The following is a 12,317-nucleotide window of genomic DNA, read 5'->3' on the forward strand; positions in this document are numbered from 1 at the left end:
AGCGTCCACGGCGGCCACCAACGAACGACTGCGAGCCTAGCCACCACAGGCGGCCATGCATACGTCTGTCCGAATCTTCATCGTCGCCGGCCACCCCCCTTCCACCCGCGCCAGGCGGAGTGGGGCTGCGAGCATGCCTGTGCAGGCATTCGCACGGTGGGGAGTTCAGGTGCCACGAGAGCTCAACGAACGGCAGCAACAGGTGCTGCAATGGGTCGCCCGAGGCTGCCCTGACGGCGTGTGGGAAGGAACCGGGCACAAACTCAGCTGCCAAGCCCTGCACAGCCGCGGACTGGTCAAAGTCTCCAGGCGCCAGGGGCAATGGTCCGTCGCCCTCACCAAGGCCGGCCAGCAATACCTGGACCACGGATCCCATCCGCCGGAACAGCCTCGCGGCAAAGACACCGCTCCCGCACCGCAGACTGGAATCCAGCCACCCGACGTGGCCAAGAGCAAAAAGTCCAGCGGCCAGGCGGCTGCGCCCGTACCGGTTCAGCGAACGAGCTCCCTTCCGCGGAAGAAGGCCAAGACCGTCACGGAGCAGCTCCTGGAAGAGCTCGCCGAAGCCGGCGGCCGCGTCGTCAAACGCGAAGCCACCGGTCGGGAGACCGAGAAATGGCCGGTCCGTGTTGCCGCCGCACGGCGGTCGGGAAAGATCCCTGCAACCAAGCAACTGCACGCCGGCTGGTGCCGCGACGGATACGAAATCCGGCTCGTCGACACCCCCGCATGGCGATTGGCCGTACTGCCACCCGTCCCCGTACCGGCACGGCTCCCCACTCCACACCCCGTGGTCAGAGCTCTGCAGGCGCACCCCCAGCCCATGGCGCTGACCAAAGCCGTGCAGAGCAGAGCCCTCCGCCTCATCCACGCATTGCTCACCGCAACGCAGAGGCTGGGATTTACCAGCGCGTTCGGCACGGCCGAGAGTGCACCCGCGCCACATCGCAGACGAAACGGCCCTCCCCACTTCACCATCACCGCCCAGGGCCAGCGATGCGATTTCCTCATCCTGCAAGAACAGGACCGGACCGACCACATCCCCACGAAGAAGGAGCTCTCGGACGCCGAGAAGCACTCCTGGGTGCGGATTCCTCGGTACGACCACTCCCCCGCTGAGCGCCTGAGATTCTGTGTCAGTGGCGGGCTGCCACACAGGGCCGGGGAATGGGCCGATACGACTTCACGCCCCCTTGAGGATCAGCTCGCCGAAATCGTGCAGGAAGTAGGACTTCGAGGCGAGGCAGCCGAACGCAAACGACTGGCCGACCTGGAGGCGGCACGGGAAAAGCGGCTGCAATGGGAAGCCGCGATGCAACGGGCAAAGATCGACTTCGCCGAGGCAGACCGAGTCCAGCACCTCGAAGCCCAGGAACAAGCATGGCGCCGTGCAGCGGGCCTGGCCGAGTACGTCGACGCCCTCCGACTCCACGCAGAGACCTTGGCGACCGGGCCAGAGAGGGACGGAGCCGAGGCATGGATCGCCTGGGCTACCGACCACGTGGAGCGCCTGAACCCGCTCAACGGGACGCTCCGCCTGCCCGACATTCCCGAACCTCGCGCCAGCGACCTGCAGCCGTTCCTGCACGGATGGAACCCCTACGGTCCCGCCTACTAGTCGCGAGCCCCCTCTGACTATCACAGAGCGTAATCGGAGAGAAGGAGGTGGATCGCGGGTCTGACGCCGACCGACTCGGTCGCCGACTACCGGAAAGGGCGCCTCCCGCAGCGAGATCACAATCTGCTGCGGGACGCGCCCTTCCACGCCTGACGGCCCGTCAGAGATCGCCGACGGCGTGCGTCAAACGTGCGTCACGAGCGTCAAATCTGCGTCAAGATATCGCCCGTAACGCCCACAGCGCACATAACGCACACTGCCTTAACCCGCAGGTCAGACGCCCTTTCCAACGGGCTCAAGGATCGCGACGCACTCGACATGATGGGTCGTCAGAAACAGATCCAACCAAAACAGGTGGAAGAAAACCACAGGTCAGAGCCTTTCAATCTTGCCTTCGTGGCTTGAGTTGTGTGCGTTGTGGGCGCTGCGTGCGGAATCGCGACGCTGGTTTGCTGCTCGGGACCGGCCGGAACGGCGTCCAGTCGTCGACTGACAGCGACCGGTCTGCCGTCGCCCAGGCGCAGGCGGGCTCTGCATCATGGCCGTAGTCCTCTCGGGGGGGCCTGGGCACCACCGCTGAGCCATCGACGCGACTGAGCATTCCAGTTCCGCTCGGACTTCAGGGCGAGCCCCAGCTCGCCTACGGCTGCGTTGATGCCGCATCGGGCCCCTTACCCGATGGCCCGTCATGGCCATCGCGTCGCACAGGCACCAAGGAACCCTCAGCCACCGTTGCGGCATGTGTGCGCCAGCAGGCACGACGGAGAGGGAACCGGCCACTGGCGGGTAACGGTCATCCCGGGACACCGGCACCCCGGGCCGCGAGACTACGCGCATGAAGATCATCCACATCCTCGCACCGCTGGCTGCCCTGGCCGCGCTGCTCACGATGGCTGCCCCTGTCCAGGCCCAGCCCGCGCCGGCCCCCGCGGCCGTAGCTGCTGCCACGGTCCCGCCGCCCGTCGACCGGAACATCTGCAAGAGGCTGGGAGGCTACTACCAGCACCTCAGCGACCCGGCCACGTTCTGGGTATGCGACAACGCCTACCGGCCCACCCGCTACACATGTCCCGACGGGCTCCTGTTCAACGAGGGGGCCCGGCCCGGCCCGGTCTGCGACTGGCCCGATCAGGTCCACTCCCAGGCCCCCACCGGCGCGACCACGCTGACCGCCGCCCCGGCCCACCTTCAAAAGCTCCCGCTGAAGGTCGTCGGCCTCAAGGCGACCCTGAAGACCGGACTGATCGGAGTGCCGATCACGTTCAAGAGCAAGTCCGGCAAGGTCCTGTGCACCGCCACCACTCAGTCGGTCAACTACTACGACAACACCCGTGGCGCGCCCAGCGTCGCCACCTGCGACAGCACCTCGGGCCTGGTCGGTACCGTCACGGACCTGCTGCTCGGCTACACCGCCTCCTTCGCCGGCCGCGACGGTCTCTTCGAGGCATCGACCGGTAACGGCACCGTGAAACTCCTCGGATAACCCCGGCCCGCGCGGAATGAGCACGTACGTCAATACCCCCGCACACCGTGGCCCTCGACGGGAGCAACCCAGGTCCCCCGCCGACACGGCGGGACCCCTGAGGTCTCAGCGCGTGGATGCCGGGGTGTCGGTGAGGTGGGCGTAGACGACGACGTTGGCCGGGTAACCGGTCTTCTTGGTGTAGGTGCCGCCGCAGGTGATGAGCCGCAGTTCGGGGCGTCCCGTGGCGCCGTAGACCTGCTGGTCGGGGAAGCCCTCGCGGTCGTGGACCTCGATCGCGTCGACGGTGAAGACCGCAGTGGTTCCGTCTCGGCGTGCTACTTCTATGCGCTCGCCCTTCTTCAGAGCTCCGAGCTGGTAGAAGACGGCGGGACCCTGCTTGTTGTCCACATGGCTGGCGACGACGGCCGTGCCATCTGCGCCGGGTGACGTACCACCCGCGTACCAGCCCGCGAGGTTCTTGCCGTCGGGCGGGGGCGCCTGGAGGCTGCCGTCGCTCTCCAGGCCGAGGCCCGTGAGTGGGGCGTCGATGCGGAGCGAGGGTACGCGGATGCGTTCCGGCTCGGCCGGGGCCATGGCCGCCGGCTGGGGCGTGGACGTCGGGGTGGGCGCGGAGCTCCCCCCTCGCGACTCACCGCGCAACTGGTCGAACACCCGGTGCTGGGTGCCGAGGAGACCTTGGGCCCGGGTCGGCTGGGGTGGCGGCTGCGGTATGTCATCGGTGGTGATCAGCCAGACCCCCACGGCCGCCGCGAGTGCGGTCAGGGATCCGATCGTCCGGTTCCCCCAACGCCGTCCGTCCGGCACGTACGCCCCCTCTTGTCCGTGTGATGTCGGTGACCCGCGGAGGTGCCGGATCCGGGCTCGGGGCACCGGATCCGACACCGCCATACGCGTACGGCCTGAGCCGCAGACCGGTCAGGCCCGACCGGAGGCCGTCCGGCGGCGCGCCATCCACACTCCGCCGACGGCCGCGGCACCGAGGGCGCCGATGCCGGCCGCAAGGTTCGTACCGGAGTCCTGGGTGCCGCCGAGGCCGGTCTTCACCGCGCCCTTGGGGTGCGCCGCAGAGACGGTGAGGGTGCCGGTGAACGGGCCCTCGACGTTGCCCTTGCCGTCGTCGCAGACCACGGACACCTCGTAGGAGCCGGGCTTGGTGCTCGCGGGAACGGTGCCGACGCCGCCGACCTCGTTCTTGAGCATGGAGAGCTTGACGGTCGGGATGCTGGAGCCGGTGACGCCCGTCTTGAAGGTGGCCAGGCCCTCCTTGCCCTTGCAGTTGCCTCCGTCGAAGACGGAGAACTGCCCGCCCGGAGCGACCGGGTTGGGCTGGAGCACGACCGGGTTGGAGGCGGCTGCGGCGGCCGGGCTGCCGGCAGCGGCGGCCGGGCCAGCGAGGCCGAAGCCTGTCGCGAGGGCGAGGGCGCCACCGGTGAGTATCGAGGACGTACGCATGTTGTTCTCCCCTGGACGCGGCCACGGAGCCACCCCCGTGTAAGGCAGGAACCGCGTCCCGGGATCAGCACACGGCCGTCCCTCAACCGGCGCATCCCGGACCGGCGCACCCGTCCGGCGTGTCGCGGACACGACAGAGCCCGAAGCCCAATGACCGTGCAGGTCAGACCGCTTAGCAGGTGATCTCTGGGTTACCGCAGCAAGTTCGGCCGAACGCATGACGGACTCCCTGCCAGGGACTCCCTGCAATGGCCCCCCAGGCCCCCGCCCCGAATCGCCGACGGCCCCGGGAACCGAGCAGCCCCGCAACGCTGGCATCCCCTACCCCAAGGCGGCCCGGATCAGCAGATCACTGACGGATGCACCGCGGAGCCAGAACACCGACGAAGGGCATCGAGCGGCGTGACCGGCCGGTCGCCACAGAGGCCAGTACGGCCGCCGATGCGCCCACGGCCCCCTCACCGACCGTCATGAACCCGCCGCCTTGGCCCGTGCGCTTCCTCTTCGTGATCACCCTCGGTTCGACTCCGGGCGCAAGGCGCCAAGATCGTCGAGACGGGCGAGGTGGCGAACCCCACCGGCCCGATGGTCGCCGGAGCCACACCGGACCCGCGGTTTCGACGTCAGCGGCCAAGCCGAGCTGTCGCGACGGCACCCATGGAGCGAGGTCCCGGCCGCGTCAGATCCCGGTGCCCGCAGCCCGGGCCGAGACGCGCAGGATGCGCCGCAGGAGCGACTGCGGTTCGAGGTCGTACTTGATCCGCAGGAGGCAAGTGACCGCGGAGTTCCGCAGGTGAGCGTCGCGGGCGTCAACCACGTGACGGCGTATGGACGTCACGCCGAAGGCGACCGCTCCGGCGGTGAGCAGGGACGATCCTGCGGCCAACCCGCCCAGGGAAGCGGCCGCCGCGCTGCCGAGCTCCAGCTTGTAACCGATCGCGGCATGGCCAGCCTCCATCCTGAGCCCCTTCATCGCCGCTTCGAGGTCTTTCAATGGCGTCGTGAACCGCTGCTGGACCAACAGCCGCAGATACGCCTCAACGGCCGCGGGATCGTCGGCGGAGCCAAGCGCGACACGCAGCTCCTCAGCCGTCGCGGCCACCGCGTCCGCGAAGGCGTCGAACTCCGTGGCATGGCGGGTGCGCAGCTGGATGATCTTCTCGACCGGGATGTCCTGGAGACCGCGCGGCACCACGCAGCGCACCACCAGATGCCCGATAGCGGCCGCGAACTGCCGTTGGCCGAACACGGTCGCGGGCGTTACGGGAGCGGCACTGTTGTGGGCCCGATAACGGCTAATGAGCTGGGGGCCGCTTTCTCCCAGGAGAACCTCCGCCAGCCGCGGGGCGCTCCAGTCGCCGCTGTACGGGTGCAGGACGGGCTGGTCGGTGACGGGCAGGTACCCGGTGCGGCGCGCCAGTTCGTCGACGACCACGCGCTTCCAGATCCAGGCGAGGGTGGGGTCCATGGCGGCCCAACGGGACTGGCGTCCATCGACGTCCACGTTATCGGCGATGCCGGGCACCATCAGCCCCATGGACTCCATTTCCCAGTAGGCGACTTCGCCCCAGTGCATCGGCACCAGGTCCGGTCCGAGACCAGGATCGCCGCCTCCCTGCGGCCAGGCGCGGGTTGCCCCGTCATACGCGTCGTAGCGCATCATGGGCACTCTTCCCGGCTGCTTGACGGCCCGCTCCCGCAGGTTGTTCGCATAGCGTCGCCACATGGTGTGGGAGTCGACGCTGAACACCTCTCTGAACAGCGGAATCACCGCTTCGATCGCCTCGCGAGGAGAGACGTCGACGACGAAGTCGAGCCCGTCCTTGAGCGCCAGGGCAACACCCGCATCGGCCGGGACGAACCGGTCGGGGACCACACGTGCCATGCGCGGCCAGTACAAGGCCGCCGCTTTCAGCCACTCCTCGCTGCGGAAGTGGATGTACGGGTAGTAGAGCCCGATGCGCTGCATCGGATCACGCTAGCCAGCACGGGCGTGTTGCGGAAGGGATGGTGGAGACGCAACCGATCTCGCCCCGAACCAGGGCCTGTTGGGGAATACCGGGGCCCGACTGGGAGCAATGGCCGAGGACGAGCCGGCCTTGCCGCTCGCCGACGGTGCGTTCGACCGCGTCACCAGCCGCCATCCCGTGAAGGCCTGGCAGGAGGAAATCGCCCGCATCCTCGTACCCATCGGCACGTGCCTTTTCCCAGCACGTGGGGCCGGCCGGCGTCTTCGAGCTGGTGGAGTACTTCCTCGCCCACACCGCCCGATCCTTATCGAAACCCGCAAGCCCGCCTGAGACGGCCGTGGCCTGGTGAGACGAACGCCTACCCGCAGATGAACCCGGCACCGGCCCAGTCGATCCGGAGCTGGGTGGGCCCCACCGACGAGGGCCACCCAGCGGGACACCTACCGCGGGGCGGCACCAACCGGCGGCCTTCGGCTACGACTGGCCCTGGTCCATCACGCCTCCACCGCGTGTCCTCGCCTCCGGCGCGGGCTCCTGGTCAGCAGCATCCACGCCCGCCCCGGGGCCATCGTCCTGGGGGCCGGCGACCCTGCGGACGACCAGCTCAGGCTGGTCGTCGGCGTCGTGCTCATCGATCTCGGGCATGTGGCTCTCCTTATTCGGGACTGTCAGGTACTGGTACCAACGAGCCGCCGCTCACCGGATAACGGCTCCTGAGGGATGGCTGCACGACTACGCGGAACCTGACCACCGACGTGGTCACCACCGCCGCTACCGTCCCGGCGCCCGCAGGGCGGCAATCTTCCACGCGGGCTTAGCCGAGCAGGCCTGCTTTCGTACGAGGCTTCCGCACTGAGCTGCTGCCCGCCGGGGCGAGATCAGTCTGCCGCGGGACGGCTGCTGTCACCGAGGTGGTCGCAGGCGCCCATGTGGTACCGCGCGGGGGCAGACGGTGTCAGGTGATCGCAGCATTGGTACCAGTTCGCGCGGACCTGCTACGGGTGGCAGGCCTGACGGCGTATCGACCGCGGGGGCCGGGCAGCACGAGCGCCCCCTTGACCACCGCAAAGAATCGCTCCAGGCCGGGGACCAAGGCGTGGGCGACGTGGATGTCACCGGGCAGGACGCGGATCGTTCGCCGGTAGGCCGTGTACCCCCCGGCGGCGAGCAGGGAGAGTACTTGGTCCAGTCGGTGCTGCGGCCCTCCGGGCGGCTGCCGGCGGTCCGCGAAGGGGACGAGCTCGGCACGGCTCAGCTGACCGGTCAGGTCGAACCGCCCGCACGCGTGGAGCTGTGGGTAGCTGTGCAGGGCGCGCAGGTCGGCCTGCCGGTCGAGGGTGTCCCCAGGGGCCAGGGCCCGGACCTGCACTGATTCCAGGAGTTCGGTGAGGGCCCGGTGAACAGCCTGGCGCATGCTCAAGGAGGCACCTTGGCCACGGAAGTACGGTGACTCGGGGGTGGGAGGGCTGTAGGCGACGACGGTGGGGATATCGAGGTCCGTGGTCGCGTCCAGCAGGTGTACGCGGTGCCCCGCGCTTTCCTCGACGTGAGCGTGGAGGCTGGCCAGGTCGGGCGGCAGAGTGCGGGGATCAAGTTCCGCGAGGTGGTGGCCGCTGCCGAGGAAGGCGTGTGCAAGCAGGAGCGAGCAGGCGTCGCGCTCGACGGTCTCGTACAGGGCGTGCAGCGTGGCGTCAGTGAGGGAAAGGCCGAGGCCGTAGCCGGAGTTCACCGCGTACCGGGACAGCGCGCGGTAGTCGCCCTGGTCGCCGGCCCGCTCCCTGAGGGCCGGGCCTTGCTCCGAGTCCGCGTACCAAGGGGACGAAAGATAGACGGGGACGTCCAATTCATGGACCTCCGCGAGTGGCTCGTACGTCCAGCAGGCGAGTCTCTGCTCCGGAGCCGCGGCCAGGAGCAGAGCGCTGGCCTCGGCGGCCAAGGCCCCTCGGGCGAGTTCTCCCGCGTACCGCAGCCGGGTCCGAGCCGGATCGAAGCCGGCCGGACCCGCCAGATGGCGTTCCAACGCCTCGCACACGGCGCCCAGTCCGGCCCGTGCAGCGCTTCCGGCTGCGTGCCCGACCGCATCGGGCACCACGTTCCCCTGCCTGTCGAGGAGCTGGCACGAAACGGTGGTCGGGTGCTGACCCGCCGCGTGGTCCGTCCACTGCGGGAAGAGCCCGAGGACCTCGGCCGCACGGAGCACCACGGCGGTGGCCTGCTTGAGCGAAGGGGTCAGCTCGCCGGCCGGCCCGGCAGGTACGTGAGGGGTGGTTGCGGTCCGGCCGGGGGCCGGCCGCGCGCTCTCGTACCCACCTGGCGTCATGCGGTCAGGCCTGCCCGCCCTGGTCTCCCTTGTCATCGAGGCCCAGCTCGGCGGCGAGGACCGCCTCGGCCTCCGACAGTTGGGTCTCCATCGGCTGGACGATGCCCATGTCTCCGACGCTCGCTCCCATGGTCTTCACCTTCCGTTTCCGTCACTGGCCAAAGGGCTGCGGGTCCGCCGCCCTGCCAGAAGGTAATCGGGCACCGGGCGGGCAGGCAGGGCGCACGGGGGCGCATCCGCCCCCCGAAGGAGGACGGCGCGATCCCGGCCCCGCGAACGTGCCCCCAGGCGCCCTGCCTACTGCTCAAGCCGGGTAACGTCGGGTGCTCGGGGACCGACGGCTTCACCGACCGCTCTGGTGATTGTCCACAACTGGTCGGCCGACAGCCGCACATCCAGCGCACCGATGTTCTCCCGCAGGTGACCAATCCTTCGCATGCCCGGGATGGGAACCACGGAGTCGCCCTGCGCGAGGAGCCAGGCGAGTACCAGTTGCGCCGGCGTGCACCCGACCTGCGAAGCGAGGGCACGTACGCTCTCGACGACGGCGAGGTTGGCGGTGAGGTTGGCACCCCGAAAGCGCGGCTGGTCACGTCTCACGTCGTCGTCGGACAGCCCGTCCACCCCTGCCATCTCGCCTGTCAGGAGGCCCCGGCCGAGCGGACAATAGGCCACGAGGGCAACACCGAGTTCGCGGGCCGCGGGCAGGATCTCCTTCTCCAGGCCGCGGGTCCACAGTGAGTACTCGCTCTGCAAGGCCGCGATCGGCGCCTGCACACAGGCCCGGCGCAGCGTCTCGGCGCTCACCTCCGAGAGACCGAGGAAGCGCACCTTGCCCTCATGGACGAGTTCGGCCATCGCGCCGACGGTGTCCTCGATCGGGACGCCGGGGTCACGCCGGTGCAGATAGAACAGGTCGAGATGGTCGACGCCCAGCCGCTTCAGCGACGCCTCGCAGGCGCGCTTGGCGTACGCCGGTGTGGAGTCGACCCTGCGGGCACGCGCGTCGGCGCCGCGTACGACACCGAACTTGGTGGCGAGAAAGACCTCGTGGCGACGCCCGGCGATGGCACGACCGACGAGCTCTTCGTTGGTATGCGGCCCGTACATGTCGGCGGTGTCGAGGAAGGTGACGCCACAGTCGAGGGCCTCGCTGATCGTGACTCTCGACTCTGCTTCGTCGGACGGTCCGTAGAAGTCCGACATCCCCATGCACCCCAGACCCAGTGCCGACACCTGCGGACCGTTCCGGCCCAGCCTCCGCGACAGCATCCGCCCTCCCCACTCCCGTGCCCGGCCTCAGCCTAGGCGTCCAAGAACCAGCAGCAGAGGGCTTGTTCGGGCCTTCTGCAAGCCCTCCGGGGTCTCCTACGATCACAGCACGGATCCGGGACCAGGGAAGGGGCCGTGCCCTGTGAACGAGTACGCGACCGGCTGGCAGCGTCGCAGCTTCACGGGCAGCGCGGCTTTCAGCCTCGCCTACGATCCCGATCACCCGAGGCTGGCCGGACAACTGCGTGACCGGCTGCTGCACGGGGCGGGCTTCGCGCTCGTGACGGGTGTCCCCGTCCAGGAGGGGACCACGGCCGACGCCCAGAGGCTGGGTGAGTCGATGCTGAGCCCCCTGGGGGAGCTCCTCCCCCAGGGAAGGGACACGGACCGGACCCTGGGCTGGCTGGTCCAGGACGAGGGCGTCTCGGCGTACACCGACGACCGCAGATTCCACGAGACGGCGTACACGTCGAAATCGCGGGGCTACCTTCAGCTCCACAACGACCGCGCCGTGACGCCGTTCGGCCACGAACCGGACTTCATCGCGCTGCTGGCCCATCGCAGGGCCCTGCGGGGAGGCGCGTCCGTCCTGGTGGACGGCCTGACCGTCCACCACATACTGAGCGAGCAGCACCCGCGTGAACTCGGGCTGCTCCACTCCCCCTTCGCCTTCGACCGGCGCCATGTGACACCACCAGGCCAAAACCCCGTCGTACACGGGCCCGTCTTCGAGCAGATGGATGGCCGGCTGCGCCTGCGGTGCAACACGACGCGCATGCGGACCGCCTCCGAACTCACCGGCGACCGTCTTCCCCCGGACCGCCGCGCCGCACTAGACGCCCTCACGCAGGTCCTGGCACGCCCCGACCTAGCTATCACCATCGAGCTTGACGAAGGCGACTGCCTGGTCATCGACGACCGGCGCATCCTGCACGGCCGCACGACCTACCAAGACCACCCGGAGCCCGCCCGTCGACGCTGCCTGGTGCGCATCATGCTCAAGCAACACGGCACCCCGCCGAACGCTTGACGGACCGCAGGGCGTTCAGTCGGCGGCCGGCTGAAGACGTCACGGGGGGCATGAGACGGGTCCCCCGGGGGCGTCACGGGCGGTAGACCTTGCCCGCCTCGGGTTGGGCAGGTGCGAGGAGCTGGGAGACGGTCACGAAGGTGTAGCCCTGTGCACGGAGTGCGGGGATGACGTCCTGGACCGCGGGGGTGGTTCCGGCGTACCGCTCGTGGAGGAGGATGATCCCGTCACGTTTCGTCTGGTCGAGGACGCGCTTCTTGATCAGGGCCGTGTCGGTGGTCTGGTAGTCCTTCGCGGTGACGCTCCAGAGGATCTGGGCCAGGCCCAGGTCTTTCATGACCTTGGACACGTCGTCGTTGGTGGCGCCGCCAGGTGGCCGCATGAGGTTGGGCGTGCGGCCGGTGGCCTTCTGTATGTCCTCCTGGACCGGTTCTATTTCCGCGCGTATCTCGTCCGGGGTGAGTTCGGTGAGATTCTTGTGCGACCACGTGTGATTCGCTATCTCGTGGCCCTCCTCGGCCATGCGGTGCACGGTGTCGGGATAGGTATCGGTGTGCCCTTTCCCTTGGAGGAAGAAAGTCGCCGGAACGGTTTCCTGTTTCAGGATGTCCAGGAGTGCGGGCGTCGGGGCGCTGGGGCCACCGTCGAAGGTGAGGGCCACGCATTTCGCGGTGCGGCAGTCCACCGGGGTAGCGGCCGCATCGTCCGCGACGGCTGACTTGTTACGAGCGGCGGCGGGTGAGGTGACCCCGGTGAGGGTGCTGCAAGCCGTCAGGGCCGCCGCGATAACGGCTGTGAGGAGCAAAACGGCGGTCTTCGGCGTTCGGGTGGTGCGGTTCATGCTGATGATCACCGGTTACCGGCGTCTGCGAGGGGGCGCAGGGTGTAGTGAACGGCGAAGCCGAAGGCGGTGAGGCCGGCCACGAGGAGGATCAGTTGACTCAGGACCGGGCCGTAGAAGAGGTCGGCGAAGAGGAGATCCGACAGCAGGCCGGTGAAGCGGGCGGCAAGTGGCAGGCCCGCGGCGACGGCGAGGATGCCGAAGATGAGGGCCAGGGCGGCGAGCATGGGGCGGACTGCGGGGGCGGTGCGGTTCGTCACGTGTGTTTCCTTGCAGGAGGGGTCAGGCCGATGGGAAACACACTAGGAAGCACGGCAGTTCGGTTTCT

Annotated in this window: 12 protein-coding genes and 1 pseudogene; 4 read left to right on the forward strand and 9 right to left on the reverse strand. The window is 68.9% G+C overall.

What is annotated here, in order from left to right:
- Positions 1–169: 169 nt before the first annotated feature.
- Entirely contained in the window at positions 170–1,618 is a 1,449-nt protein-coding gene (locus OHA37_RS09155; RefSeq protein ID WP_266903842.1) for a hypothetical protein, read from the forward strand.
- 835 nt (positions 1,619–2,453) lie between these two features.
- The gene (locus tag OHA37_RS09160) at positions 2,454–3,101 is read left to right on the forward strand and encodes a carbohydrate-binding module family 14 protein (protein WP_266903843.1); all 648 of its coding nucleotides are present in this window, start codon (positions 2,454–2,456) and stop codon (positions 3,099–3,101) included.
- A gap of 105 nt (positions 3,102–3,206) precedes the next feature.
- Here OHA37_RS09160 and OHA37_RS09165 read toward each other — a convergent pair whose 3' ends face one another.
- The 3 genes from OHA37_RS09165 to OHA37_RS09175 form a co-directional block, all read right to left on the reverse strand.
- Positions 3,207–3,908: a class F sortase gene (locus tag OHA37_RS09165; protein ID WP_266903844.1), complete on the reverse strand. Its 702-nt coding sequence runs from the start codon at positions 3,906–3,908 to the stop codon at positions 3,207–3,209.
- Between the two features lie 111 nt (positions 3,909–4,019).
- The gene (locus OHA37_RS09170; RefSeq protein WP_266903845.1) at positions 4,020–4,556 is read right to left on the reverse strand and encodes a hypothetical protein; all 537 of its coding nucleotides are present in this window, start codon (positions 4,554–4,556) and stop codon (positions 4,020–4,022) included.
- 679 nt (positions 4,557–5,235) lie between these two features.
- Positions 5,236–6,525: a DUF6236 family protein gene (locus tag OHA37_RS09175; protein WP_266903846.1), complete on the reverse strand. Its 1,290-nt coding sequence runs from the start codon at positions 6,523–6,525 to the stop codon at positions 5,236–5,238.
- Positions 6,526–6,637: 112 nt separating this feature from the next.
- Here OHA37_RS09175 and OHA37_RS09180 point away from each other — a divergent pair.
- Positions 6,638–6,812: pseudogene (locus OHA37_RS09180) on the forward strand (SAM-dependent methyltransferase); the annotation flags it as partial.
- Positions 6,813–7,000: 188 nt separating this feature from the next.
- On the opposite strand, the gene OHA37_RS09185 reads toward OHA37_RS09180, so the two are convergent.
- The 4 genes from OHA37_RS09185 to OHA37_RS09200 form a co-directional block, all read right to left on the reverse strand.
- A complete protein-coding gene (locus OHA37_RS09185) occupies positions 7,001–7,171 on the reverse strand; it encodes a hypothetical protein (protein WP_266903847.1) in 171 nt (56 codons plus the stop codon).
- 310 nt (positions 7,172–7,481) lie between these two features.
- Complete coding sequence (locus tag OHA37_RS09190) at positions 7,482–8,846, reverse strand: YcaO-like family protein (protein ID WP_266903848.1); 1,365 nt, start codon at positions 8,844–8,846, stop codon at positions 7,482–7,484.
- Positions 8,847–8,850: 4 nt separating this feature from the next.
- The gene (locus OHA37_RS09195) at positions 8,851–8,976 is read right to left on the reverse strand and encodes a hypothetical protein (RefSeq protein WP_266903849.1); all 126 of its coding nucleotides are present in this window, start codon (positions 8,974–8,976) and stop codon (positions 8,851–8,853) included.
- Between the two features lie 167 nt (positions 8,977–9,143).
- Positions 9,144–10,118 (reverse strand): aldo/keto reductase, encoded by a 975-nt coding sequence (locus OHA37_RS09200; RefSeq protein ID WP_266903850.1) that lies wholly within the window; start codon positions 10,116–10,118, stop codon positions 9,144–9,146.
- 142 nt (positions 10,119–10,260) lie between these two features.
- On the opposite strand from OHA37_RS09200, the gene OHA37_RS09205 reads away from it, so the two are divergent.
- Positions 10,261–11,148: a TauD/TfdA family dioxygenase gene (locus OHA37_RS09205; protein ID WP_266903851.1), complete on the forward strand. Its 888-nt coding sequence runs from the start codon at positions 10,261–10,263 to the stop codon at positions 11,146–11,148.
- A gap of 73 nt (positions 11,149–11,221) precedes the next feature.
- Here OHA37_RS09205 and OHA37_RS09210 read toward each other — a convergent pair whose 3' ends face one another.
- Complete coding sequence (locus tag OHA37_RS09210; protein ID WP_266903852.1) at positions 11,222–11,989, reverse strand: polysaccharide deacetylase family protein; 768 nt, start codon at positions 11,987–11,989, stop codon at positions 11,222–11,224.
- Positions 11,990–11,997: 8 nt separating this feature from the next.
- On the reverse strand, positions 11,998–12,249 hold the full coding sequence (locus OHA37_RS09215; protein WP_266903853.1) for a hypothetical protein: 252 nt from the start codon (positions 12,247–12,249) through the stop codon (positions 11,998–12,000).
- Positions 12,250–12,317: the final 68 nt, after the last annotated feature.

Source organism: Streptomyces sp. NBC_00335, from assembly GCF_036127095.1.
Classification (GTDB): Bacteria; Actinomycetota; Actinomycetes; order Streptomycetales; family Streptomycetaceae; genus Streptomyces.

Bases quoted from the DNA above. Each gene is read 5' to 3' on its own strand.
- OHA37_RS09185 (WP_266903847.1), bottom strand. From the start codon at position 7,171: ATGCCCGAGATCGATGAGCACGACGCCGACGACCAGCCTGAGCTGGTC.
- OHA37_RS09170 (WP_266903845.1), bottom strand. From the start codon at position 4,556: ATGCGTACGTCCTCGATACTCACCGGTGGCGCCCTCGCCCTCGCGACA.
- OHA37_RS09160 (WP_266903843.1), top strand. From the start codon at position 2,454: ATGAAGATCATCCACATCCTCGCACCGCTGGCTGCCCTGGCCGCGCTG.
- OHA37_RS09195 (WP_266903849.1), bottom strand. From the start codon at position 8,976: ATGGGAGCGAGCGTCGGAGACATGGGCATCGTCCAGCCGATGGAGACC.
- OHA37_RS09190 (WP_266903848.1), bottom strand. From the start codon at position 8,846: ATGACGCCAGGTGGGTACGAGAGCGCGCGGCCGGCCCCCGGCCGGACC.
- OHA37_RS09200 (WP_266903850.1), bottom strand. From the start codon at position 10,118: ATGCTGTCGCGGAGGCTGGGCCGGAACGGTCCGCAGGTGTCGGCACTG.
- OHA37_RS09175 (WP_266903846.1), bottom strand. From the start codon at position 6,525: ATGCAGCGCATCGGGCTCTACTACCCGTACATCCACTTCCGCAGCGAG.
- OHA37_RS09210 (WP_266903852.1), bottom strand. From the start codon at position 11,989: ATGAACCGCACCACCCGAACGCCGAAGACCGCCGTTTTGCTCCTCACA.